The organism is Winogradskya consettensis (assembly GCF_018332715.1).
Lineage (GTDB): Bacteria > Actinomycetota > Actinomycetes > Mycobacteriales > Micromonosporaceae > Actinoplanes > Actinoplanes consettensis.
The window spans coordinates 177674-201949 of sequence record NZ_BOQP01000011.1 but is presented as its reverse complement, the minus strand read 5'-3'; the positions used below and the strand labels follow the sequence as shown (position 1 = coordinate 201949).

Below are 24276 nucleotides of genomic sequence, written 5' to 3'. Positions count from 1 at the left end.
TGGGTGAACGACTTCGCCCCCGCCATGCTGACCGACCAGTACGAGCTGACCATGGTCAGCGCTGCCCTCCAGGACGGCACGGCCGATCGCCGCAGCGTCTTCGAGGTGTTCGCGCGGCGCCTGCCCACCGGCCGCCGCTACGGCGTCGCGGCGGGGCAGGGCCGGTTGATCGAGCTGATCCGCGAGTTCCGCTTCCACGAACGCGACGTGGAGTTCCTGCGCAAGGCAGGCATCGTCGACGAGACCACGGCGGCCTGGCTCACGGACTACCGCTTCACAGGCGACATCGACGGGTACGCCGAGGGCGAACTGTTCTTCCCCGGCTCGCCGATCCTGACGGTGTCCGGGGGCTTCGCCGAGTGCGTGGTGCTCGAGACGCTGATCCTGTCGGTGCTCAACCATGACAGCGCGATCGCTTCGGCGGCCGCACGGATGGTCACGGCGGCCCGGGGACGGCCGATCATAGAGATGGGCTCCCGGCGTACGCATGAGGAGGCCGCAGTGGCAGCCGCCCGCGCCTCCTATCTCGCGGGTTTCGCCTCGACCTCGAACCTCGCCGCCGGTGGTCGTTACGGCATCCCGACCACGGGCACGTCCGCCCACGCGTTCACGCTGCTGCACGACGACGAGCCGGCCGCGTTCGCCTCGCAGGTCGCGGCGCTCGGCAAGAACACGACACTGCTGGTCGACACGTACGACATCGCCCAGGGCATCCGCAACGCCATCGCCGTCGCCGGCCCCGATCTGCGCGCGATCCGCATCGACTCGGGCGATCTGTCGGTGCTCGCCCAGCACTCCCGCGAGCTGCTCGACTCGCTCGGCGCCACCGAGACCAAGATCGTGGTCTCCGGCGACATGGACGAGTACGCGATCTCCTCGCTCGCCGCCGAACCGGTCGACATGTACGGCGCGGGCACCGCGGTGGTCACCGGCTCTGGCGCGCCGACCGCCGGCCTGGTCTACAAGCTGGTCGAGGTCGAGGGGCGCGCGGTCGTCAAGCGCTCCGAGAACAAGGCGACCGTCGGTGGCCGCAAGACCGCGATCCGCCGGCACAAGCCGACCGGCACCGCCACCGAGGAGATCGTGGTCTCCCAGGGCGTGCCGGATCACCACGCCAACGACCGCCTGCTGCAGCGCTCGTTCATCGCTGGTGGCGAGCCGGCCCCGCTCGCGACGCTGGCCGAGTCCCGCGAGCACCTGCGCCAGTGCCTGATCTCCATCCCGTGGGAGGGCCTGAAGCTCTCGGCCGGCGACCCGGCCATCCCCGTAACCGTGGTCCCCACTGCCTGAGAGGGTTACCGAGCATGTCCAAGGCTCTGATCATCGTCGACGTCCAGAACGACTTCTGTGAGGGCGGTTCCCTGGCGGTCCAGGGCGGTGCCAGCGTCGCCTCGGCGATCTCGCAGGCGCTGACCGACCCGGACCGCGGCTGGGACCACGTCGTGGCGACGAAGGACTTCCACATCGATCCGGGCGCGCACTTCAGCACGACCCCAGACTATGTCGATTCGTGGCCCGTGCACTGCGTGGCCGGCACACCCGGATCAGACTTCCACCCCGCCCTGGAGACGTCCCGGGTCGAGGCCGTGTTCCACAAGGGCGAATACGAGGCCGCCTACTCCGGCTTCGAGGGTCACACCGACGCGGGCCTCGGCTTGACCGACTGGCTCAAGACCCACGGCGTGACGACGGTCGAGGTCGTCGGCATCGCCACGGACCATTGCGTGCGCGCGACGGCGCTGGATGCGAAGGCCGCGGGCTTCGAGACGACAGTGCTGCTCGGCATGACCGCCGGCGTCGCGGAAGCGACCACGGCGGCCGCGCTCGACCAACTCGCCCGGGCCGGGGTGGAGACCACTACTGCAGGATGAATTCCTCGCCCAGCAGTTCGCGCAACCGGGCGAGGGAGCGCATGCTCTGCATCTTCACGACGGACGCCGAGACACCGAGGATCTCGGCGACCGCGTCGACGCTCTGATCCTCCCAGTGCCGCAGCACCACGATGGCCTGGTCCCGGACCGGCAGCGTGGCCAGCGCCCGCATCAGCGTGACGTGCAGCTCGGCGGTGGGCGTCCCCTCCCCGGGACGGTCCGGGAGCTCGGCGAGCACCACCTCGGAGTCACTGCGCCGCTTCTTCTGATCAAAGACGGCGTTCATGAGCACGCGGCGGCTGTAGGCCTCCAGGTTCGCCGTGCGCCAGATCCGGGCCCAGGACGCGTACATCTTCGCCAGCGTCAGCTGAGTGAGATCCTGGGCCAGATGCCAATCACGGCACATGAGGTACGCCGTCCGCCGCAGACGCGGCGTCGCAGCCCCCACGAACGCGGCGAACTCGGCGTCCCGCTCCTTCACTTGCTCGTCCCCGGGCACAACCCGCCGACAATGTCCTGGACACCGGGCTGGTGCTGGTAAGTGGCCAGGAAATCGGGATAACGCGAGGCCCGTGTCATCGTCAACCGGAACGACTCGGGCAGTGACTCGGGGCCCACCGACTGCACAAAATCGGGGCTGTCCTTCCACAACTCCTTGAACTTGACGTACGCGGCCTCGCGGCTTTCGAAATCGAGGTTCCGCACCGTCGGATCGGCCTGGAGTCCCGACTCGATGGCAGCGCGCTGAGCATCGGTGACTTCGTATGTGAGGAAAATGGAAACGTCAGTGACGTTCTGTCGCGTCGTCCAGTCACATTCAGGACGGGCCTTCGCCATAGCCGCGGCGGCAGCCGGCACCGTCAAGGGCACTTCCCCGCTTTCGGGACCCGGCACGACATTCACCAGGACCAATGCCCCTACCAGCGCCGCCGCAGCCGACCCGCCGACCAGGAACTGCCGCCGACGCCGGATCCGCCGCCCGGCACCCATCGCCGTCAGCGTCAGATCACCGGGTGGTGGCAACGGTTCGCCCTCGAGTGCCCGGTCGAACAATTCCTTGAGGTTCTGTTCCACAGCTTCGCTCCTGGTCTCCGGCAGCTTCCTCTCTCTAAGACCGGTCGGGCTACCGGATCGGTCACACCCTTTGCGAGGATGCACCGATGGAACGCGCCAAGCAGCTCTGGCAGGAACTGGCCCGGGTCCCGGTGACCTTCGGCGGCTCGGGCGTCGAAGTGGTCGTCTCCCCGACGTCCGCGCTGTGCCCGCCCGGCTGGGCCGGCATCGTCAGCCTGGGAGAAGCCGCGATCGCCACCACCCCCGACGAGGACTCCGCACGGATCGTGCGGCAAGCACTCGACGGGCTCCCGGCCACAGCCACGACCGACCCGTCCGTGCTGCCGGTGCTCGACACACTCGGCCCGGCGACCTTGGCCTACTGCGGCCCGGCGAGCTTCCGTCCCGCAGTGGACGGCGGCGTCGAGTCCATCCCCGCGGACCTCCTGGGAGCTCTTCTCGCCGGGGTGCCGGCAGACGACGACGCCGAGGCAGGCCTGGAGGACATCACCTCGCCGGCCTTCGTCCTTCACGCCGGAAACGACATCGTGGCAGCCGCCGGTTACCGGCTGTGGCCTTGCGAAACCGCGCACCTCAGCGTGCTCACAGCACCGGAGCACCGGCGGCGAGGGCTCGCCCGGCTCGTCGCCTCAGCAGCGGTGTCGCACGCCCTGGACGCCGGGCTCCTGCCTCAGTGGCGGGCGCGCCCGGAGCCGTCCCGCCGCGTCGCCCGGGCGCTCGGCTTCCAGGAGTGGGGCTCGCAGCTCAGCGTCCGGCTCACCAACTCCGGCCGGTCTTAGACCGCGGCCTCCTCGGAGAGCTCGGACCTTTCGGGGGCCGGGGCAGCGGGGGGTGTGGTGCGGCGGCGGGAGATCTCGATGGGCAGGACCACGATCGCGACCAGGAGGCCCACGCCTCCCACGGCGGCGAAGCCCCAGGCCGGGGAGAACGTGTCCATGACGATGCCGGACAGGGGTGCGCCGAGGGCCACGCCCACGGTCAGCGAGGAGTTGTGCCAGCCCATGGCTTCGCCGCGGGCGGCTGCCGGGGTCAGGCGGCTCACCGCCGCGGCGGTCGCGGTGATGGTGGGGGCGCAGAGGGCTCCGGCGGGGAGGAGGAGCAGCCCGAGGAGCCACCAGTGGCCGCCGGCGAGGCCGACCGGGATGGTCAGCAGGGCCATGGGGGCCAGCAGGAGCAGGGGTGGCAGGCCGCGGCGGACGGTGCCGTAGGCGAAGCCGCCGAGCAGCGAGAAGACCGCCCACATCGTGAGGACCGCGCCCGTCCAGGTGACCTCGCCGGAGTGCTGCAGGACTGCGACGACGGCGACGTCGGTACCGCTGAGGACGAGGGTGGCCGCGCTGCTGATGGCGAAGACGGCGATCAGCTCGGGGCGCAGCCAGGAGCGGCGGGTGACCCGCTCACCGATCGAGATCGGTGCCTCGTCGTGGCCGCGGATGGGTGGGTTCAGCAAAAAGAGGCCGATGCCGGAGAGCAGGATGCCGGCGCCGACCGCGAGCATCGCCACGCGGGGGCCGGCTGTCGTGGAGACGAGGACGCCGAGTGCCGGGCCGGTCATGAAGGAGAGCTCGGTCGTGATCGAATCCAGCGCGAACGCGGGCAGCCGGTGTGACGGGGGTGTCAGGGCCGCGATGGACTGCCGGGCGATGGAGAACGCGGGCAGCGTCAGGAAGCCGCCCACCAGCGCCGCGATGAGCAGGGCCCAGTAGGGGAAAACCTGCGCGGACGTCCAGAACGTGACCTCCGCGACGGTGGTGAGCACCAGGACGGGCCGCAGCCCGCGCCGGTCGGTGATGCGGCCCATGAACGGCGCACCGAACGAACTACCGACGGTGAACGCGGCACCGACCAGCCCGGCCGCACCGTAGCCCAGACCGAGATCCTGGGTGACGTGCAGCGTGAGCGTGACCGAGCCGGCCGTGATCGGTATCCGTGCCAGCGTCGCCACTGCCAGCAACGACTTGATCCCGCGCAACGCCAACGTTTCGCGGTAAGGCGTCAACATCATGAGCGGTCCTCACCTCCGCTCGACAGTCTGCCGCAGGGGTACGACAAAACCGCAGGCGGGACCACCAACGGGCAGCAAAAAAGCCCGGCCCGGTCGCAGGGACCGGGCCGGGCTCAGGACAGCGAGGTTACTTCTTCTTGCGGTCGCTCAGGTCTTCCTTGTACGTCGCGCCGCCGTCCGATTCCGCGGTGAGCGGGCGGGCGCCGCCTTCCGGGGGGCCGGCGATCGACTGTTCGCCCGCTGCGAGCTCAGGGAACTTGGCGTCGAAGGCCGGGCGCTCCGAGCGGATGCGGGGCATCTTGTCGAAGTTGCGCAGCGGCGGCGGGGAGGACGTGGCCCACTCGAGCGAGTTGCCGGCGCCCCAGGGGTCGTCGACCGTGACGAGCTGGCCGACCTTGTAGGACTTCCAGACGTTGTAGATGAACGGCAGCGTCGACGCGCCCAGGACGAACGAACCGATCGTCGAGAACGTGTTGAGGAACGTGAAGCCGTCGCTGGGCAGGTAGTCGGCGTAGCGGCGGGGCATGCCCTCCGCGCCGAGCCAGTGCTGCACCAGGAACGTCGCGTGGAAGCCGATGAACGTCAGCCAGAAGTGAATCTTGCCGAGGCGCTCGTCGAGCATCCTGCCGAACATCTTCGGGAACCAGAAGTAGATGCCCGAGAACACCGCGAACACGATTGTGCCGAAGAGCACGTAGTGGAAGTGCGCGATGACGAAGTACGAGTCGGACACGTGGAAGTCGATCGGCGGGGCAGCCAGCAGGACGCCGGAGAGACCACCGAAGAGGAACGTGACCAGGAAGCCGATCGCGAACATCATCGGCGTCTCGAAGCTGATCTGGCCGCGCCACATCGTGCCGATCCACACGAAGAACTTCATGCCGGTCGGGACCGCGATGAGGAAGCTCAGGAAGCTGAAGAACGGCAGCAGCACCTGGCCGGTGACGAACATGTGGTGTGCCCACACGCTCATCGACAGGGCCGCGATCGCCAGGGTCGCGCCGACCAGGCCCTTGTAGCCGAAGACGGGCTTGCGGCTGAAGACCGGGATGACCTCGGTGATGATGCCGAAGAACGGCAGCGCGACGATGTAGACCTCGGGGTGGCCGAAGAACCAGAAGAGGTGCTGCCACAGCATCGGGCCGCCGGTTTCCACGTCGAAGACGTGGGCGCCGAGCACGCGGTCGGCGGCGAGCGCGAACAGGGCCGCCGCGAAGAACGGGAAGACCATGATCACGAGGAGCATCGTCACCAGGATGTTCCAGGTGAAGATCGGCATCCGGAACATCGTCATGCCGGGCGCCCGGAGCGTGATCACGGTGGTGATGATGTTGACGCCACCGAGGATCGTGCCGAGGCCCGAGATGGCGAGGCCGACGACCCACATGTTGCCGCCGACGCCCGGGGAGTGCAGCGAGTCGCTGAGCGGCGTGTAGGCGAACCAACCGAAGTCAGCCGCACCGCCCGGCGTCAGGAACCCGCTGATGGTGATCGTGCCGCCGAACAGGTAGAGCCAGTACGCGAACGCGTTGAGCCGAGGGAACGACACGTCGGGCGCGCCGATCTGGATCGGCACCAGGAAGTTCGCGAAGGCGAACACGATCGGTGTGGCGAAGAACAACAGCATGATCGTGCCGTGCATCGTGAACAGCTGGTTGTACTGCTCGGGCGACAGGAACTGCATGCCCGGGCGGGCCAGCTCCGTACGCATGAGCAGGGCCATCAGGCCGCCCAGCATGTAGAACACGAACGCGGTGATCATGTACATGATCCCGATCTGCTTCGCGTCCGTGGTCCGCAGGATCCGCGCGAGGGCCGAGCCCTTGACCTGCTGCCTGACCGGCCACGGCCGCGTCACGATCGGCTTAGGCGCAACGGTCGTCACGGATAGCCTCCGGTGTCTCGTTCGTCCCACTGCGTACACCCGAGTGAAAGGCGTACCTCGCAGGCAGAATAGTCCCCCGCCGACCCCCGGCGGGCGCGGGGTGACCAAAGAGCACCCTTGGTCTAGAAGGGCTCCACCAGCGCCCGGTAGTGATCCGAGAAGATCCTTTGGCCCCGCCCCCGCAGCATAGGGTCGCGCTCGGAGGGCGGCACGTCCCGGGTGCGATCCCGCTCGTGGGTCCGCTCCCGCACCAGGTCACAGCGTTGCCGCCGGCGATCTTCGAAAGCACTGAGCGCCGAGCGCACATCCCCGCCCGACTGCTTCAGCACCTCGCCGAGCACGACCGCGTCCTCGAGCGCCATCGCCGCGCCCTGGGCGAGCGTCGGCGCGGTGGCGTGTGCAGCGTCACCGACGAGCAGCACCGAGCCCTTGGCGTAGCTGTCCATCACGACCTCGTCGGTCCGGGCGACCTGGACCTTCTCGACAGCGGCGAGGATGGCCGGAACGCATCCTCCGAAGTCGCCGAACAGCTCCCGCAGCCGGGCCCGCGGGTCGGCGGGGTTCTCGACGCCGGCTTCAACCGTCTCGTCGGCGTAGCAGTAGAGGCGACGGCCACCCATTGGCATCGCCACGAACTGGGAGCGCTGTCCGAGCAGGGCCGTCCAGTCGCTGAGCGGCGGCCCGCCGCTGACCACGCTGCGGTAGACGATCTGGCCGGTCGGCGCCGCGGCACCGCCGAGCCCGACCTTGCCGCGGATCATCGATTTCCGCCCGTCGGCACCGACGACCAGGTCATACTCGGCTACGGACCCGTCACCGAACTCGACCTTGACCGCGCCGTCGATGAGGTCCAGATCACGCACGGCGGTGTCGTAGCGCACCGCGCCGCCGACGCTGGTGAGCAGCACCTGCTGCAGGTCGGCGCGGGACAGTGCGCGCGATTCGCCGACTCCGGCCCAGAGCGCGGCGACGTCCATCTCGAACAGTTCCTGGCCCTGGGCGTCCTGGAACACCTGCCGGAAGATCAGGTCACCGAGCGGCCGCAGCGGCGCGTCGAGACCGAGCAGGCGCAGCGCACGAGCCGCATTGCCGGGCAGGTAGATGCCGGCTCCGGGGACCATGGTCGCCGGGAGTTCTTCCACCACGTCGGGCCGGAATCCCGCGATCCGCAGGCCTCTTGCCGCCGCGAGACCACTGATTCCGGCGCCGACGACAAGGATCCGCAAGGTCATCGCAGCAACGCCTCCGAGGGTCTTCGATACGCGCCGGAGCCAAGACACTACCGGCCGCCACGGAGGCGGGGAACCCGTGACGCCGGACCCGTCCGATTTGTTCAAGACGGACGCCGCCCAGCCCTCGTAGCGTCACCGGCATGGCACTTACTTTCAATGCGGTCGGCCTCACTGTCGCCGACATCGGCAAGTCGCTCGCCTTCTATCGCCTGCTCGGCCTGGACCTCCCGGCCGGAGCGGACAACGCACCCCACGCCGAGGCTCCCCTGCCGGGCGGCAACCGGCTGATGTGGGACCAGGACGAAAAAAGCAAGATCAATCTGGCCTTCGCCTGCGCGGACCCGGCCGAGGTGGACGACACCCACGCCGCCCTGGTCAAGGCGGGTTACGAGTCTCAACAGGAGCCGTGGGACGCCCCGTGGGGACAGCGGTATGCCGTCGTGCTCGACCCGGACGGCAACGGCGTGGACCTGTACGCACCTTCTACCTCATGACCAGCTCCCCCAGCGGCACACCGGCCAGCGCTTTCACATCACGTGACAGGTGGGCCTGGTCGGCATAGCCCGCCGTCACCGCGACGTCGGCGAACGGGCTCCCGCCCCGGGCCAGCGCCACCGCCCGTTGCAGCCGCATGATCCGGACCAGCGTCTTGGTCGCGTACCCAAAGGATGTCCTGGTGCGTCTTTGCAGGTGTCGCGGGCTGAGGCCGCAGGAATCGGCGATCGCGGGGACCGGCAGCCCGGCCCGCGCCCCGGCAGCGACCCCGACCATCGCCCGGTCGGGAGCCTGCCAGCGGCGACGCGCGAACTCCTCCAGCGCGGCCGGCGGGTCGGGCGCCTCGGCCAGCGCGCGCACCTCGGCGGCCGGCAACAGGTTGGCGAGGGGCACCTGACGGTCGGTCAGCTCGTCGGCCGGGACCCCGAGAATGCCAGGGCCCACCCCGTCGGCGAAGCGCAGAGCGAAGAAGCGACTGCCCGCCGCGGTGGGCACGACCTGGGCCGTCGTGTCGGGACCCGCGACGTAGACCGTGCCGTCCTGCCAGATCACGTCGAGACAGCCGTCCGGCAGGATCCGGCCGGGCGGGGTGCCCGGTGGCACCACGCTGCGCCAGGCGATCACGTGCGGAAGGGCTGAGGGCCGTTCGCGGTACATGGATCGACCCTGGCACGCGGGTACGACATTCGCGCGAATGACATCCGTGTAGTTCGGGCGGACAATCGATGGATGGTCGACCAGCTCGAGGAGTACCGGCGCCGGCGCGATGCCCGGCGGACGCCGGAGCCGATACCCGCAACCGCTGGGGAGAAGACCACCGGGAACAGGTTCGTCATCCAGCAGCATCACGCCCGCAGCCTGCATTGGGACGTGCGCCTCGAGCACGACGGCGTGCTGGCCTCGTTCGCCGTCCCGCGCGGGCTCCCCCGCGATCGGGCCCGCAACAACCTGGCCAAAAGGACCGAGGATCACCCGCTGGAATACCTCGACTTCGCCGGTGAGATCCCGGCCGGTGAGTACGGCGGCGGCCGGATGACCATCCACGATCGGGGCACCTACGAGCTCGACAAGTGGCGCGACGACGAGATCAGCGTCACGTTCCACGGCGGACGTACCTCGGGCCGCTACGTCTTCTTCCAGACCGACGACGCCAACTGGATGGTCCGCCGGATGGACCCCGCCGAGCCGGGTTGGCAGACCATGCCCGAGGCCGTCGAACCCATGCTCGCGACGGCAGCCGCCGGCTTACCGCCAGACGACGAGGACTGGGGGTACGAGCTGAGCTGGGCCGGTCGCCGCACGCTCGCCTACGTGTCGGGCGGCCGGGTGCGGCTCACCGACGCGGACGGCGCGGACGTGACCTCGTGGTATCCGGAGCTCCGCCCGCTCGGGGCAGCGCTGGCCCCGACCGAGGCCGTGCTCGACGGGGAGATCGTCGCCTTCGACGGCGCCACCGTGTCCGCGGACCGCCTGGCTCTGCGCCGGGAGCCGCGTGACTCCGGGGCGGCGAGGCGCGCTGTCGAACGTACGCCGATCCACTTCCTGGTCTATGACCTGCTCTGGCTGGAGGGGCACTCCACAGTCGAGTTCCTCCGGTACGCACAGCGCCGCGAGTTGCTGGAGGGGCTGAATCTGACCGGGGCGAACTGGCAGACCCCACCCTATTTCCCGGGCGGCGGAGAGTTCGCCCTGGAAGCAGCTGCCGCCCAGGGTCTCGGCGGCGTTGTCGCGAAGCGGATGGATTCGCCGTACCTGCCCGGCCGGCGCAGCCGTCTCTGGATGCTGATCGACTGAATGGGTCCCCACCGATAGGCCGTTCAGTCGAACATGGCTGTTTTCAGCCGATCCCCGGCGGGTGAAACACGGCCCCGGCCAAGATCGCTTCTGACCTGGGCGGGAACGGGAAGACGTATGCCCTGAGCTGGACCGCTCCGCAAGATCCCCGGTCGGTCGTGACTCGCGTACAAATTCCTGATCCGGGTCTCCGAACGGCTCATATTCCTCATGCGAGGCGTGCGTCACCCGATCAAGGGTGTTTGCCCGATCCCGCGGCGGAAAGGTCTATAAGTAGATGCGCAGCCCGATGCCTTATCCGCCCGCTCCAGTGATTCCGGACATGTCTGCAGATCTTTGGAATTCCGCCTCGTCCGTCCTCGACGTCAACTGGTCAGACGACCACATGGTCCCGTCTCGCCGCCTCTACCCACATCAATGGAGCTGGGACGCCGCCTTCATCGCCATCGGTCTCGCCTATGTGAACCCGTCGCGAGCCTGGCGTGACCTGCGCAGCCTCTTCGAGGCACAGTGGCCCGACGGCCGCGTGCCGCACATCGTGTTCGACCCCCGCACCGCGGAGGGCGACTACTTCCCGGGTCCCGGCTTCTGGAACGTCCCTGCCTACAACGGGCGCGCCGCCCGTGGCAGCACCGGGCTCGTCCAGCCGCCACTGCACGCGATCGCCGCGTGGGAGGTCTACCGGCGCGCCGCAGCGCACGGCGCGGCCGCCGCCCACGAGGCCGGCGACGAGCTCAGGTGGCTCTACCCCCGGCTGGTCGCCCAGCAGGAATACCTCAGCCGGCGCCGGGACGCAGCAGGCGAGGGTCTCGCCAGCATCGTGCACCCCTGGGAGTCGGGACTGGACAACAGCCCGTCCTGGGACACCGCGATGGCAGCTGTCCCCGCCGACATGGGGCTCCTCACCCGGTACACACGCCGCGACCTCGAGGTCGCTGACGCCTCGCACCGGCCGCTGGACATCGACTACGCCCGCTACCTGGGGTTGGTCCTGAACTACCGGGACGGCGGTTACTCCGACACCGCCCTCGTTCAGCGGCACGACTTCGTGGTCGAGTGCCCGTCGTTCAACGCGATCCTGGCCGCCGCCGAGCTGGCGCTGGTGCACATCGCGGAGGTCGTCGGCGCGGACGCGGAGGTGCACCGCGAGCGGGCACAGCGGATCACGGCGGCGATCTCCAAGCACCTGTGGGATCCGGCGACGCGTACGTTCCGGTCGCGTGACGTGCGTACCAGGATGTTGAGCCCGGCCCGGTGCGTCAACGGCCTCGTGCCGCTGATCCTGCCCGACCTGCCCGACCACCAGGCCGCCGCCATCATGGCGGAGGCCGCGTCGGAGCGGTTCGGCCTGCCCGAGGCCACCGGCCTGCCGGTGCCGAGCTACGACCGGACGGCGACGGACTTCGACACGCTGCGCTACTGGCGTGGACCGATCTGGATCAACATCAACTGGCTGCTGCGCCGGGGCATGCTCGTCCACGGGTACCGCGGCGAGGCCGAGGACCTGCGCATGGCGATGATCAGGCTCATCCACCGCTCCGGGCACTACGAGTACTTCCACCCGGTCACCGGCGAGGGCATCGGTGCGCCGACGTTCAGCTGGACAGCGGCTCTGTCGCTCGACCTGCTGGCCGACCGGTCCGTCCCCGCGTACGCGCGAGCCGCGTAGCCGATCCCGCCGGGCCGTTTCTACACGGCCCGGCGCAGGACGCTAGAAGGCTTCGGCTTCGGCTTCGAGCGTCGTGTCGGAGCCGTGGCCGGTGTGCACCACCGTGGTCGGCGGCAGCGCGAACAGCCGCTCGCGGATCGACTTCTCGATGGTCGGCCGGTCGCTGTACGAACGACCGGTCGCCCCCGGACCGCCCTGGAACAGGGTGTCGCCGGTGAACACGGCGCCGAGCTCAGCGGCGTACAGACAAATTGCTCCTGGGCTGTGACCCGGGGTGTGCAGAACCGTGAGTGTCGCACCGCCGGCCGGAATCTCCTGACCGTCGCTGAGCGCAGCGGGCATCGGCAGGCCGGGGTGCGTCGGCTTCCACAGCACCTCCTCGGCGGGGTGCAGCATCAACGGCGCCCCGGTGCGCTCGGCGAGCTCGGGCGCGACGCGGACGTGATCGTCGTGCGCGTGGGTGAGCACGATGGCGGTGACCTTGCGACCCGCCACCACCTCGAGGATCGCGTCCACCGAGTGTGGCGCGTCGATGACCACGCACTCGGCGTCGTCCCCGACCACCCACACGTTGTTGTCGACGTCGAAGGTCTCGCCGTCGAGAGAGAACGTGCCGCTGGTGACCGCGTGATCGACCCGGGCCGCCATCAGAAGATCACGACCGAGCGCAGCACGCCGCCGCCGTGCATCTTGGCGAAGGCCTCCTCGACCTGGTCCAGGCGGATCTCCTCGGTGACGAACGCGTCGAGGTCGAGCCGGCCCTGCTTGTAGAGCTCGGTCAGCATCGGGAAGTCCCGGGTCGGCAGGCAGTCGCCGTACCAGCTGCTCTTCAGCGCACCACCGCGGCCGAAGATGTCAGCCAGCGGCAACTCGATCGTCATGTCCGGGGTCGGCACGCCGACCAGCACCACCGTGCCGGCCAGGTCACGGGCGTAGAACGCCTGCTTGTACGTCTCCGGGCGGCCGACCGCCTCGATGACGACGTCCGCGCCGTTGCCACCGGTCAGCGCCTGCACCTCGGCGACGACATCCTTGCCCCGCGCGTTGATCGTGTGGGTGGCGCCGAACTTGCGGGCCCACTCCAGCTTCTGGTCATCGGTGTCGATCGCGATGATCGTCGTGGCGCCGGCCAGCGCCGCACCCGCGACGGCACCGTCGCCGACCCCGCCACAGCCGATGACCGCGACCGAGTCTCCGCGGGTCACCCCACCGGTGTTGATCGACGCGCCGATCCCCGCCATGACGCCGCAACCCAGCAGCCCCACGGCTGCGGGCCGGGCCTCCGGGTCGACCTTCGTGCACTGCCCCGCCGCGACCAGAGTCTTCTCCACGAACGCCCCGATGCCGAGCGCGGGCGACAGCTCGGTGCCGTCCTCCAGCGTCATCTTCTGGGTCGCGTTGTGGGTGTTGAAGCAGTACCACGGCTTGCCCTTGCGGCAGGCGCGGCAGTCACCGCAGACCGCCCGCCAGTTCAGGACGACAAAATCGCCCGGGGCGACCTCGGTCACCCCGGCACCGACCGACTCCACGATCCCGGCGGCCTCGTGGCCGAGCAGGAACGGGTAGTCGTCGTTGATCCCGCCCTCGCGGTAATGCAGGTCGGTGTGACAGACCCCGCAGGCCTGCACCTTCACGACGGCTTCGCCGGGACCCGGGTCCGGCACGATGATCGTGGTGACCTCGACGGGGGCACCCTTGGCGCGGGAGATGACTCCGTTGACTCGCTGGCTCATATGCACAACCTTGCCATCCGAACCTGGGATCTAGGGTGGGCGGGTGACCTTCGCCCGACGCGTACTCCTGCTGGTCCTGGCACTGCTCCTCGTGCCCGCACCCGCGTTCGCCGACCCACCGACGCGCCTCGCCACCCAGGTGACCGACGCGACGGGCGCACTCGGCAGCGGGCGCGGCTCGGTGGACTCCGCGCTGGCCTCGCTGCAGAAATCGACCGGCATCCAGCTCTTCGTCGTCTTCGTCGACTCCTTCGACGGCACCGCCGCCCAGACCTGGACGGACCAGACCGCCCAGCTCAGCGATCTGGGAGACCGGGATGCGCTCCTCGCGGTCGCCACCGGTGACCGGGCGTACGCGTATTCGTTCCCTGGCGACTCCCGCATCACCGACGATGAACTCGCCGACGTCGCGTCGCAGGACATCGAGCCCGCTTTGGCCAAGAGCGACTGGTCGGGCGCTGTCGTGGCCGCCGCGTCGGGCTACCAGGACGCTGCCGGTGCGGGCAGCGGCTCCGGCGTCTGGATCGTCGTGCTTCTCGCCGTGATCATCATTGGCGCCCTGATCTGGGTCTTTCTGCGGCGTCGTCGCCGGGCTTCGTCCCCTGCCGGTCGTTCGGGGCAGCCAGGCGGGGCCGCCTGGGCCCCTGGGTCTTCTGGGCCTTCTGGGTCTTCTGGGGGTTCTGGGGGTTCTGGGGGTTCTGGGGCCTCTGGGGGTTCCGGGCCTTCTGTGCCTTCTGGGCCCTCGACCGAGGCGTTGACGGCTGAGGCGAATGCGCTGCTCATCGAGCTGGACGACGATCTGCGCGAGAGCGAGAGCGAGCTCTCCCTGGCGGCCGCGCAATACGGCACCGGTGAGACTGCCCGGTTCCGGACAGCGCTGGAGGCCTCGCGCAAGGACGTCGCGGAAGCGTTCCGGCTGCGGATGACGCTGGAGGACACCCCCGCACCCGACGAACCGGCGCGGCGGCGCATCCTGGGCGAGATCATTGCCCGGTGCAAGGCAGCCGACGAGCGCCTCGACGCCGAATCGGAAGCCTTCGACCAGCTCCGCGATCTGGAGGGCCGGGCCGATCAGGCTGCCACCGAGGTCCAGGCCCGCAAGCTGGCCGTGGAGGGCACGCTTCCCGCAGCGGTCACAGCACTTCAAAACCTCATTGATCAGTACGCGGGACAGACCGTCAACGCCGTCTCCAGCAACATCGAACAGGCCCGAGAACGCCTCCACTTCACCGCCACAGCGATCGACCAGGCCCGCGCCGCGCTGGCGTCCACGCCCACATCCCCTACCGAGCCGCTATCTCCTACCGAGCCGGTATCTCCAGCCGGATCGGCATCTCCGGCCGAGCCGGTATCTCCAGCCGAGCCGGCATCTCCGGCCGGGCATGGGTCTTCGATGGTGCCGGGCGGCAATCGGGCGGAGGCCGCGCTGGCTGTGCGGGCGGCAGAACAGGCTGTATCGCAGGCTGAAAAACTTGTCGCAGCCGTGCACCGGGCGGCCGGCGACGTGGTGACGGCCCGTAGCGCCGCGGACGCCCTCATCGCCGAACTGGAATCGGAGATCGCCGCAGCACACGCCCTGTCCGCACAGGCTGACCTTTCCGCCGCGGTTGCTGGGGCAGAGACGGCGCTCTCCTCCGTGCGGGGACAACTTTCCGCCACCAGGACGGACCCCGTGCAGGCGGTCGCCACGCTGCAGTCCGCCGACGCCATCCTCGACCGCGCACTCGCCAACGCGCAGGACGCAGCCGAACGGTCCGCCCGCATCCAGACCCAGCTCAACCAGGCCCTACCGGTGGCCCGCGCCGAGGTGGCCGCGGCAGCCGACTTCATCTCCACCCGGCGCGGGGCGGTCAACGCAGGCGCCCGCGGATCCTTGTCGGAGGCCGAACGCCACCTGGCCCTCGCAGAGTCCCTCGCCTCCTCCGACCCCGCAGCCGCCCTGAACCACGCCCAGCAGGCCCAGAGTCTCGCCTCTTCCGCCGGCCGATCCGCCCACGCCGACGTGCAGTCCTGGTCCGGCGGCGGCGGCGGCTTCGGCGGCGGTGGGTTCAGCGGCGGTGGGTTCAGCGGTGGCGGATCTGGCTACGGCGGCCAGCGGGGCGGCTTCGACGCGGGCGCGTTCGCGGGCGCGGTTCTCGGCGGCATTCTCTCGGGCGGCGGGGGCGGCGGGCGCTCGCACGGCGGCGGCTGGTCCGGCGGCGGCTTCGGCGGCAGCTCCACCCGCGGCCGTCGCACCGGTGGAAGCGGCGGGGGTGGTGGCGGCGGCGGTGGACGTCGGGGTGGTGGCGGCCGCTTCTGATGCCGCAACTGCGGTAAGCAGGCGAGACGTGTTCAGGCTGGTAGAGGGCCTGGAACGAACCAATGGCTCGCCCGCCCGTAAGCCGGGCCAAGCCGGGCCGGTTGGCTGGATCGGACCAGTTGGGGCCGGTTGGGGCCGGATCGGTCAGGCCAGGCTTGTCCGGGCAGGGCCAGCCCGGATCGCTCGGGGCAGGGCCGGGCCGAGCCGAGCCGAGCCGGGCCGAGCCGAGCCGGGCAAGACACGGTCGGTCAGGACCCGGCCGTCGCTGCGCGCCCGTGGCAGGAGACCGTTGCCCTGGCCGGAACCGCTGTCTGAGCCCGTCAGGATGAGCAGTTCACCGGGCAGTCGTTAGCTGCGGTCCCAGGCGACCAGCTGGTCGAGGCTGCGGCGGTCGCCCTCGATCGACAGGGTGTCGAGGGGGATGCGGTCGTAGAAGTTCAGGACCAGGTTGCTGGCGGTGGCGGTGATGGTGACGTCGGCTGGGGTTTCGTCGGGGGTGGAGATGCGGGCGCCGGCGGTGGAGAGGTGTACTCGCCAGGTGCGGCCTTCGGTGGCGTGGAAGTCGAGGGTGGCGGGGGCGTGGGGCCAGGGGGTGGTGGTGGCGACGCAGGTGAGGTTGAACTCGTCGACGCCGTCGAAGGCTGCGGCGGTTGGGAGGGGTTGCGGGGTGCCGATGGTGAGCTGGGCGTCGTACGTGTGAACCACGAATTGTTGCAGTTGGTGGCGGGCGACGGCGCCGGTGGTCGGCGGGGACTGGGAGTCGGCCCACCAGTTCCAGCAGGTGCTGTCCGGGCCCGCCTTCCGCAGGGCGTCGACCAGTTCCTGAGTGGAGTCGGCCAGCCAGGTGAGCAGGGCTTCGCGGTCGTCGCGGGGCGCCTCGGGTGTGTCGGGCGGCAGGTCGGCCTTTGTCTCGGCGGGTCCGGCGGCGACGGTGGCGGCCCAGGATCGGCGGCCGGTTCCGATGTGCTCGGCCAGGTCGAACAGCGTCCACTCGGGGCAGGTGGGTACGACGACGTCGAGGCTGGGCGCGGCGGCGATCGTGGCGCGGAAGGCGTCGGACCGTTCGTCGATCAGGCGCAGCAGCTCGGGGAAGTCCAGGATCTCGGGCACCCGGGATGTCTATCACCATTCGCCGGAACCCGGGAACGATTTTCTCGGCCCTCGGCGCGCGCTTCAGTGGGCGGGTTCCGAGAGGCGACGGGGTGACCGGGCGTCGATATCGTGTGGGCGTGGACGAGGAAGCTGAGTTGCACGCGGCGCTCGAGTTGGCGGTGCGGGATGCTGCCGGGGCGTGGCGTTTCGTGGAGATGTTCGCTGAGCGGTATGCGACTCCGCTGCTCGAGAAGGACGGTTACGGCGATGCTGAGCTCCGTTCTGCCGAGGCGGCGCTGGGCTTCGGGTTTCCGGAGGCGCTGCTGACGGCGTACCGTCGGATCGGCAGGCGTTTTGATCTGACCCGGAGCCAGGATGTCCTGCTCAGCCCCGATCGGGTCTACCTCGATTACAGCGGCGAGGTGCTGGTCTTCCGGGTCGAGAACCAAAATGTCGTGCAGTGGGGCATCCCGCTTTCGGCGATCGCGGAGCCTGACCCGCCTGTGCTGCTGCGGCTGGAGTCGGGCTGGCGGCCCTACCTCGACCGCGTCTCGCTGGCCTGCGTGGAGATGGTTTTGTCGGAGTGGATGCTGGCCGGCGATGACGGTCCGGTCGACAACCGGGAGCTCGACGACGAGGCCGTCGTGACGTTGGAGCAGCGGTTCCGGCGGCTGCCGATGCCGGACTACGTTCTCTGGGCCGATCCTGACGGGAAGCCGATGCGGTGGTTCAGCGGGCTGGGCGCGATCCTTCGCGAGGACGCGGGCCACTGGCTCTGGGTCCGGGCGGACAACGCCGAGGCCGTCACCGCGGTGCGCCGGGCTCTGCCGGGTGACTGGCTGATGGTCGACGACTAGCGGGGTTCGTCGGGGGCGTCGAGGAGGGCTTCGCAGAGTTTGGTCAGCTGGCGTACCTGTGGAGTGGTCAGGCGGTCGAAGACCAGCTGCTGGACCGAGTCGGCGTGGCCGGGTGCGGCCTCGACGACCTTGGCGTAACCGTCCTCGGTGAGGACGGCGATCTGGACGCGACCGTCCTCCGGGTCCCGTTCGCGGCGGACCCAGCCCTGGGCTTCCAGGCGGGCGACCACGTGGGAGAGGCGGGAGAGGGAGGCGCTGGCCTTCTTGGCGAGGCGGCTCATCGGGAGGCGGCGGTCGTCGCGTTCCGAGAGGGTCGACAGGACGAGGTAGCCCATGTGGGTGAGACCGGCGTCCCGCTGGAGCTGGCCCTCGAGTGCGGCCGGGACCTTGACGAGCACCTCGACCAGTTTGCGCCACGCCTGTTGCTGCTCGTCGGTCAACCACCGCGGCTCGTCCATGGCAGCAGGTTAGTAAGCGCCCGGCACGCCGTGTTGCACGGGGCTCCCACGCCTCAGGCAAACAACGGGTAAACAACGGATCCCGTCGATCGACTTTCTTGAAGCGTCAAGAGTAAGGTTCGGCCCGGCTCAACCCCTCGTCACGGCGCTGGGGCCGGCTGGCTGGGGGGCCACAGCCGGCCCCGGCACCGTGACGCTCGGGCGTGATCAGCTCGCCGGCGGCTCGTCCTTGCCGGCTTCTTCGAGCTTGTCGGCCTCTTCCTTGGTCTTGTGAACGGCACCCTCAGCGTGCTCCGGCGGCCCGTAGACCGTGTAGAGGACCAGCGGGTTGGGGCCGTCGTTCACGAAGTTGTGCTTGTGGCCGGCGGGCACCACCACGAGGTCACCCTGGGCGACCTTGCGGGTCTGGCCGCTGACCTTGGCCTCGCCGACGCCGCTCACGAACGTGAGGATCTGGTCCACCTCGTGGACCTCCTCGCCGATCTCGCCACCCGGCGGGATCGTCATGACGACGAGCTGGGTGTGTTTACCCGTCCACAGCACCTGGCGGAAGTCGGGATTCTTCTCGGCAATCGTGGCGATCGTGTAGTGCTCCATGCCCAACTCATACCCGTGAGCGGGCCGGCACAATCAGGGATTGCGGGATCGCAGCCGGGTGCCCGCGCCGAGTGACGCGACCGGTGCCGGCTTGCCGATCAGATAACCCTGGACGAAGTCGACGCCAAACTCGCGCAGCATCCGCAGGGTGGGCTCGTCCTGGACGTACTCGGCGACCGTGTGGATGCCGTACGCCTGGCAGACCTGGACCAGCGCCTGCACGAGCACCTGGTCCTGGGGGTTGTTGACCAGGTCGCGCACGTACTCCCCGTCGATCTTGACCAGGTCGATCGGGAAGAGCCGCAGGTAGCGGAACGACGCGTAGCCGGAGCCGAAGTCGTCGAGCGCGAGCTGGCAGCCGAGGTCGCGGATGCGGTCGGCGAAGATGCGCGCTTCGCTCAGGTTGCCGATCAGCGCGGTCTCCGTGATCTCGAACGTCAACTGCTCGGCGTTCACGGCGTACCGATCAAAAAGGGCCTCGACCTCCGCGGTCAGGCGCGGATCCCCGACCGTACGCCCGGAGAGGTTGATCTGGAACGCGTGCGTGGGCAGGGAGACCGCGAGATCGAGCGCGTGCTCGACCACCCACAGGTCGATGTCGTAGACGGCGTCGAGACGTTCGGCGGTGTCGAGCACCTGGATCGGCGACTGGGGCGTGCCGTTCTCGTCGATCACGCGTAACAGCAGCTCGTGGCGCAGCACGCGGTTGGTCTGGAGCTCGAGGATCGGCTGCGCGTAGAGGGTGAACCGGTCGGTGCCGACGGCCGCGGCGACCCGGTTGCGGTAGGAACCCTGACGGTCCTTGGCCGGCACCGGGTCGGGCACGAGGGTGACGGGGCGGTCCGACTCGCGGGCCTGCCGCCACGCATGCTCGGCGTCGATCAGCAGGTCGTGACTGCCCGCTTCGCTCTCTGGCCGAAATCGGACAAGACCGGCCCAGGCACGCGCGTGCACCCACGCCTCGGGCAGCACGAACGGCTGGGTGCGGATCGCCTCGACGAAAAGATCCGCCTGGCGGCGGGCCATGGCCCAGGACGCCCCGGGTAGCAGGATCGCGATCTCGTTCGGACCGGCGCGGCCCAGGAGGTTGTCGGGCTGGGCAATGCCTTCGAGTACGCGCGCAGCCCGGTGCAACAGCTCGGCATCGTCCCTGCGCACGCCGTCGGTGCGGTCGGGCTCGACCCGCACGACCAGGACGGCGCCACCACCCTTGCTCTGCGCCTTGTCGACCGCGTCGGCGAAGCGCGCACGGGTGAGCAGGCCCGTGTCGGGGTCGGGGTCGATGATCGACGACTGCACCGTCTCGCCGCGGCGGGAGAGCCGGGCGACCTCGCGGCGGGCCCGCTCGCGCACGGAGACGTCACGCAGCGCGCCGCGGATGCCGCTGATGGCCCCGTCGCGACCGGCGATCGGCTCGAGCCGGCAGTCGACATCGAACCAGCCGCCGTCGGCGCGCAGCAGCCGCACCGTAGTGCTGGCCGTCTCGCGGGCCGTCCACGCGCGGGTGATCGAGCCGAGCGCCTTGGCGTGGTCGTCGCGGTGCACATAGCGGGCCAGGAGCTCCCGGGTGACCTGGGAGCTGTCGGCGGGCGTGCGGCCGAGCAGGGCCGCCAGGCCGTCGGACCAGGCCACCCGATCCCCATCGGCCATATAGAGGAACCAGACCTCATCGTCCACGGGTGTGCGCGCCTCGGGCAGATGGGCGGGCGTCGGACCCGAGTTGGGGCTCAGCCTCGGACGCCGGGAGAGGCGGTCGCGCAGGGCGCGCGGACGCGGAAAACGCTCGTCGGGTGCCGTCATACGTCGCCGCCACCTCCCCTCCCGAGTGAACGATGCCCCCGCCCTATTACGACCCGTCACCGGTCGATGTAACAGGGGGCTTTCGCCCCAATGTTTTCGCACCTGGCCCCAGAACACAAAGAACAGGCTGTTCTCCGCCGATCAGAGCGTGAATTTAGCCGATCGGATGACGGTCTTGCTGCACTGAGCAACCGTGTGCTTACCGAGAGATCCATGACAGACAGTTACTGCGTGTGGTGGCAGTGAAACCAAGAGCAACCGCCGCACTCGTGATCTTGCGGAGGGCCTCCGCGGTCGTGATCGGTAAGCGGTGGATATGGTGGCGGTCCGGGCACAGAGTCGATGACAGAACAGACGTCAGCGAGGACGACGCATGGGCATCATTCGGGACATGCAGCGCGCGCAAGCGACGCAGGCCGCCGCTGACCAGCGCGGCAACACCGCCGCCGCGCAGCAGCGCCAGCTGATTCGGCGCAACGCCGACCTGGCGATCGCCGCCGCCCAGCAGGCCGCCGCCGACGCGGACCGCCGGCGCGAGCACCGCCGGCTCTACGCGGAGGCACGCACGGCCGACGCCGCCGCCGCGAACGCCGACCTGCGCGCCAGGCTCACCGATCTCGACACGCTGTTGCTGTCCACACTGGATGTCGACGACCACATCGATCTCGACCGGTTCAAGAAGCCGATCAAGGTGCAGCCCTTCGACCCCGGCCCGCTGGGCCGGCCCGTGCCGGAGCCGTCATGGCCGAGCTACGAGCCGCCGGAGCCCCGCGGCGTCGGGAAAATCCTCGGCGGGGAGCGGCTGCACGCGCAGCAGGTCACCGCGGCCCGGCGCGCGTTCGAGCAGGCCAAGGCGCAGTGGGCGGAGCGCGAGCAGCGGCGTGAACGCCAGCTCGCCGCGCGCCTCGCGCAGTATGAGGACCACAAGCAGCGGCACGAGGCGAAACTGCTCGCGTACAACGCGGAGGTCGACCGGTTCGCCAAGGCGTTCGCGAGCGCCGACCCCGAGTCGGTGGTCGAATACTTCGCGATGGTGCTCGGCAACTCCGTCTACCCGGATGACTTCCCGCAGCACTTCCGGCTCGCGTACCTCCCGAAGCAGCAGCACCTGCTCATCGAGTACCACCTGCCGCCGGTCGAGGTCGTCCCGGTGATCAAGGACTACCGCTACGACCGGGTCCGCGACGACCTGCTCGCCACGCCCCGCGACGAGAACGAGATCCGCCGCCGCTACGCCGAGATCATCGCGATGGTCGCGCTGCGCACCGTGCACGAGGTCGTCGAGGCGGACCGCGGTGGTCTCGTGGGGAAAGTCCTGTTCAACGGTATCGTCGACACGATCGACAGGAGAACGGGGCAATTCGTGCGCCCGTGCCTGGTCTCCGTCGCCACCGATCGGGACACCTTCGCCGCGATCAAGCTGCGCCGGGTCGACCCGGTCGCCTGTCTCAAACACCTGCAGGGCGATCTCTCGGGTACGCCCGATCAGCTCGACGGCGTACGCCCCGTCCTCGAATTCGACCGCGAGTCGGACAACGACTTCACCCAGGAGTTCAACGTCCTGCGCGACATCGACGAGCGCCCCAACCTGGTCTCCATGCCGGCAGCGGAATGGGAGCAGACGATCGCCGACCTCTTCTGCGCCATGGGCCTGTCGATGGGCACGGCCAAGGACGGGCGCTGGCTGGCCTCCGACCCGCGCCCGCTCTTCGGCGGACCGGTGGTCATCCACGCCGTACGGGGTCAGGTCGACGTCGCGACGGCTTCCGCAGTCGCCGCCGAGGTCATCGAGGCGGGGGCGACCAAGGGCATCCTGGTCGCCACGGACGGCTTCCACCCGGCGATCCAGGACGAGCTGACCGGTCGCCCGATCGAGTTGCTCGACGGGCCGGCCCTGCTCAACCTGCTCGCCGAGCACGCCGGCATCAAGGCGCGGATCGAATCGGATGACCGCTCGTAGCGTCAACGTGCGCGGGCACCTCGTCGTGGCGGTCGCCGACCGTCACGGTCCCGGTCGGCTCGAACATCAGGATGGCCGCGCCGCCGGGTGAGGCAGGCTTGTGCTCGGTGCCGCGCGGGACCGTGAAGACGTCGCCCGTGCGCAGGACGACCGTGCGGTCCCGCAGCTCGATCTCCAGTTCGCCGTCCAACACCAGAAAAAACTCGTCGGTGTGGTCGTGGGCGTGCCAGACGTGCTCGCCCCGCACCTTCGCCACCCGCACGTCGTAGTCGTTGACGCTGGTCACGATGCGCGGGCTCCACAGCGTGTCAAAGGTCGCCAGGGCGGCGGTCAGGGAGATCGGTTCGCTCATGCTTCGAGCCTGACCCCTTCATCAGTACGCCGTGAGTGCTAGAAATCGCGTATGCCGCAAGAATCCTTGCACCGCGTCGTCGTCCTGGTCGACGAGAACTCGAACCCGTTCGAGCTGGGCTGCGCGACCGAGGTCTTCGGTCTGCACCGCCCCGAGCTGGGCCGCGACCTCTACGACTTCCGCCTCTGCGCGGCCGGTCCCCTGACCCGCATGCGCGACGGCTTCTTCACCCTGACCGGCGTCGCCCCGCTGACCGAGGTCGACCACGCCGACACGGTGATCGTCCCGAACCGCCCGGATGTCGAGGTTCCGCGCCGCCCCCAGGTCCTGGACGCGATCCGCCGGGCCCACGCCCGCGGCGCCCGCCTGATCGGCTTCTGCAGCGGCGCCTTCACCCTGGCCGAGGCCGGCGTACTCGACGGCCGCCGCGCCACCGCCCACTGGCAGTGGGCGGACGCCTTCCGGGACCGGTTCCCGCAGGTCGAGCTGGAGCAGGACGTCCTTTTCGTCGATGACGGCGACATCCTCACCGCGGCCGGCAGCGCGGCGGCCCTGGATCTTGGCCTGCACGTGGTCCGCCGCGACCACGGCGCCGAGATCGCCAGCGCGGTGAGCCGCCGCCTCGTCTTCGCCGCCCACCGCGACGGCGGCCAGCGCCAGTTCATCGAACGCCCGATCCCCGACATCCCGGACCACTCCCTGGCACCGCTGCTGGCCTGGGCCCAGCAGAACCTGGACCGGCCCCTCACCATCCGGGACCTCGCCGACCAGGCCGCGACCAGCCAGGCGACCCTGCACCGCCGCTTCCGCACAGAACTCGGCACCACTCCCCTGGCCTGGCTGACCGGCGAACGCCTCACCCTGGCCCGCCGCCTGATCGAACGCGGCGAAGCCCGCCTCGACGTCGTCGCCCGCCGCAGCGGCCTGGGCACCGCGACCAACCTGCGATCCCTGATGCGCAAGGAGACCGGCCTCACCCCGACCCAGTACCGCCTCCGCTTCGGCACAAACCCGCTCGCTGCCCGCAGAGCGCTGCCCGCTGCCCCCGGTGCGCCGCTATCTGCCCCTGGCCGAGAGCCGGCGTGAACCCGATCGCGAGCCGC

23 protein-coding genes are annotated in these 24276 nt (G+C 69.7%); 10 read left to right on the top strand and 13 right to left on the bottom strand.

Annotated features, from left to right (window positions below; translation table 11 throughout):
* Positions 1 to 24: 24 nt before the first annotated feature.
* Entirely contained in the window at positions 25 to 1290 is a 1266-nt protein-coding gene (locus Aco04nite_RS13320) for a nicotinate phosphoribosyltransferase (RefSeq protein WP_438874913.1), read from the top strand.
* Between the two features lie 14 nt (positions 1291 to 1304).
* The gene (locus tag Aco04nite_RS13315; RefSeq protein ID WP_212997545.1) at positions 1305 to 1871 is read left to right on the top strand and encodes an isochorismatase family protein; all 567 of its coding nucleotides are present in this window, start codon (positions 1305 to 1307) and stop codon (positions 1869 to 1871) included.
* Here the strand turns inward: Aco04nite_RS13315 and Aco04nite_RS13310 are convergent.
* The gene (locus tag Aco04nite_RS13310) at positions 1858 to 2352 is read right to left on the bottom strand and encodes a SigE family RNA polymerase sigma factor (RefSeq protein ID WP_244875958.1); all 495 of its coding nucleotides are present in this window, start codon (positions 2350 to 2352) and stop codon (positions 1858 to 1860) included. The two genes, Aco04nite_RS13315 and Aco04nite_RS13310, sit on opposite strands and share 14 nt — an antisense overlap.
* Positions 2349 to 2945, bottom strand: coding sequence for a permease-like cell division protein FtsX (locus Aco04nite_RS13305; protein ID WP_212997543.1), 597 nt, complete (start codon positions 2943 to 2945; stop codon positions 2349 to 2351). Before Aco04nite_RS13305 ends, Aco04nite_RS13310 begins: the two co-directional genes overlap by 4 nt.
* A gap of 86 nt (positions 2946 to 3031) precedes the next feature.
* Here Aco04nite_RS13305 and Aco04nite_RS13300 point away from each other — a divergent pair, with 86 nt between their 5' ends.
* Positions 3032 to 3724: a GNAT family N-acetyltransferase gene (locus tag Aco04nite_RS13300; protein ID WP_212997542.1), complete on the top strand. Its 693-nt coding sequence runs from the start codon at positions 3032 to 3034 to the stop codon at positions 3722 to 3724.
* Here Aco04nite_RS13300 and Aco04nite_RS13295 read toward each other — a convergent pair.
* The 3 genes from Aco04nite_RS13295 to Aco04nite_RS13285 form a co-directional block, all read right to left on the bottom strand.
* A complete protein-coding gene (locus tag Aco04nite_RS13295) occupies positions 3721 to 4950 on the bottom strand; it encodes an MFS transporter (protein WP_212997541.1) in 1230 nt (409 codons plus the stop codon). The two genes, Aco04nite_RS13300 and Aco04nite_RS13295, sit on opposite strands and share 4 nt — an antisense overlap.
* A 127-nt stretch (positions 4951 to 5077) precedes the next feature.
* Complete coding sequence (gene ctaD, locus Aco04nite_RS13290; protein ID WP_203842173.1) at positions 5078 to 6835, bottom strand: aa3-type cytochrome oxidase subunit I; 1758 nt, start codon at positions 6833 to 6835, stop codon at positions 5078 to 5080.
* A 122-nt stretch (positions 6836 to 6957) separates the two neighbouring features.
* A complete protein-coding gene (locus Aco04nite_RS13285; RefSeq protein ID WP_212997540.1) occupies positions 6958 to 8067 on the bottom strand; it encodes an FAD-dependent monooxygenase in 1110 nt (369 codons plus the stop codon).
* Positions 8068 to 8207: 140 nt separating this feature from the next.
* Here Aco04nite_RS13285 and Aco04nite_RS13280 point away from each other — a divergent pair, with 140 nt between their 5' ends.
* The gene (locus Aco04nite_RS13280; protein ID WP_212997539.1) at positions 8208 to 8561 is read left to right on the top strand and encodes a VOC family protein; all 354 of its coding nucleotides are present in this window, start codon (positions 8208 to 8210) and stop codon (positions 8559 to 8561) included.
* On the opposite strand, the gene Aco04nite_RS13275 is transcribed toward Aco04nite_RS13280, so the two are convergent.
* Entirely contained in the window at positions 8551 to 9219 is a 669-nt protein-coding gene (locus Aco04nite_RS13275; protein ID WP_212997538.1) for a helix-turn-helix domain-containing protein, read from the bottom strand. The two genes, Aco04nite_RS13280 and Aco04nite_RS13275, sit on opposite strands and share 11 nt — an antisense overlap.
* Positions 9220 to 9291: 72 nt before the next feature.
* Here Aco04nite_RS13275 and Aco04nite_RS13270 point away from each other — a divergent pair, with 72 nt between their 5' ends.
* Entirely contained in the window at positions 9292 to 10356 is a 1065-nt protein-coding gene (locus tag Aco04nite_RS13270; protein ID WP_212997537.1) for a DNA polymerase ligase N-terminal domain-containing protein, read from the top strand.
* A 322-nt stretch (positions 10357 to 10678) separates the two neighbouring features.
* Positions 10679 to 12025, top strand: coding sequence for an MGH1-like glycoside hydrolase domain-containing protein (locus Aco04nite_RS13265; protein ID WP_212997536.1), 1347 nt, complete (start codon positions 10679 to 10681; stop codon positions 12023 to 12025).
* Between the two features lie 42 nt (positions 12026 to 12067).
* Here Aco04nite_RS13265 and Aco04nite_RS13260 read toward each other — a convergent pair whose 3' ends face one another.
* Both Aco04nite_RS13260 and Aco04nite_RS13255 read right to left on the bottom strand, forming a co-directional pair.
* Positions 12068 to 12673 carry an MBL fold metallo-hydrolase gene (locus tag Aco04nite_RS13260; protein WP_212997535.1) on the bottom strand — a complete coding sequence of 202 codons (606 nt, stop codon included), beginning with the start codon at positions 12671 to 12673 and terminating at the stop codon, positions 12068 to 12070.
* Complete coding sequence (locus Aco04nite_RS13255; RefSeq protein ID WP_212997534.1) at positions 12673 to 13758, bottom strand: S-(hydroxymethyl)mycothiol dehydrogenase; 1086 nt, start codon at positions 13756 to 13758, stop codon at positions 12673 to 12675. The genes Aco04nite_RS13260 and Aco04nite_RS13255 overlap by 1 nt, the downstream gene beginning before the upstream one ends.
* A gap of 43 nt (positions 13759 to 13801) precedes the next feature.
* On the opposite strand from Aco04nite_RS13255, the gene Aco04nite_RS49590 reads away from it, so the two are divergent.
* The gene (locus Aco04nite_RS49590) at positions 13802 to 16057 is read left to right on the top strand and encodes a TPM domain-containing protein (protein WP_212997533.1); all 2256 of its coding nucleotides are present in this window, start codon (positions 13802 to 13804) and stop codon (positions 16055 to 16057) included.
* Between the two features lie 348 nt (positions 16058 to 16405).
* On the opposite strand, the gene Aco04nite_RS13245 is transcribed toward Aco04nite_RS49590, so the two are convergent.
* Positions 16406 to 17167, bottom strand: a complete 762-nt coding sequence (locus Aco04nite_RS13245; protein WP_212997532.1) for a maleylpyruvate isomerase N-terminal domain-containing protein — start codon at positions 17165 to 17167, stop codon at positions 16406 to 16408.
* 119 nt (positions 17168 to 17286) lie between these two features.
* On the opposite strand from Aco04nite_RS13245, the gene Aco04nite_RS13240 reads away from it, so the two are divergent.
* Positions 17287 to 18006 (top strand): hypothetical protein, encoded by a 720-nt coding sequence (locus Aco04nite_RS13240; RefSeq protein WP_212997531.1) that lies wholly within the window; start codon positions 17287 to 17289, stop codon positions 18004 to 18006.
* Here Aco04nite_RS13240 and Aco04nite_RS13235 read toward each other — a convergent pair.
* The 3 genes from Aco04nite_RS13235 to Aco04nite_RS13225 all read right to left on the bottom strand — a co-directional run bounded on the left by Aco04nite_RS13235 (position 18003) and on the right by Aco04nite_RS13225 (position 20861).
* A complete protein-coding gene (locus tag Aco04nite_RS13235) occupies positions 18003 to 18464 on the bottom strand; it encodes a MarR family winged helix-turn-helix transcriptional regulator (protein ID WP_212997530.1) in 462 nt (153 codons plus the stop codon). The two genes, Aco04nite_RS13240 and Aco04nite_RS13235, sit on opposite strands and share 4 nt — an antisense overlap.
* A 207-nt stretch (positions 18465 to 18671) precedes the next feature.
* On the bottom strand, positions 18672 to 19061 hold the full coding sequence (locus Aco04nite_RS13230; RefSeq protein ID WP_212997529.1) for a cupin domain-containing protein: 390 nt from the start codon (positions 19059 to 19061) through the stop codon (positions 18672 to 18674).
* A gap of 33 nt (positions 19062 to 19094) precedes the next feature.
* Entirely contained in the window at positions 19095 to 20861 is a 1767-nt protein-coding gene (locus Aco04nite_RS13225; RefSeq protein ID WP_212997528.1) for an EAL domain-containing protein, read from the bottom strand.
* Between the two features lie 373 nt (positions 20862 to 21234).
* Here Aco04nite_RS13225 and Aco04nite_RS13220 point away from each other — a divergent pair, with 373 nt between their 5' ends.
* Entirely contained in the window at positions 21235 to 22821 is a 1587-nt protein-coding gene (locus tag Aco04nite_RS13220; protein WP_212997527.1) for a restriction endonuclease, read from the top strand.
* Here Aco04nite_RS13220 and Aco04nite_RS13215 read toward each other — a convergent pair.
* Complete coding sequence (locus tag Aco04nite_RS13215) at positions 22787 to 23173, bottom strand: cupin domain-containing protein (RefSeq protein ID WP_212997526.1); 387 nt, start codon at positions 23171 to 23173, stop codon at positions 22787 to 22789. The two genes, Aco04nite_RS13220 and Aco04nite_RS13215, sit on opposite strands and share 35 nt — an antisense overlap.
* Before the next feature lie 51 nt (positions 23174 to 23224).
* Between Aco04nite_RS13215 and Aco04nite_RS13210 the strand changes: the two genes are divergently transcribed.
* Positions 23225 to 24259: a GlxA family transcriptional regulator gene (locus tag Aco04nite_RS13210; RefSeq protein ID WP_212997525.1), complete on the top strand. Its 1035-nt coding sequence runs from the start codon at positions 23225 to 23227 to the stop codon at positions 24257 to 24259.
* Positions 24260 to 24276 lie beyond the last annotated feature (17 nt).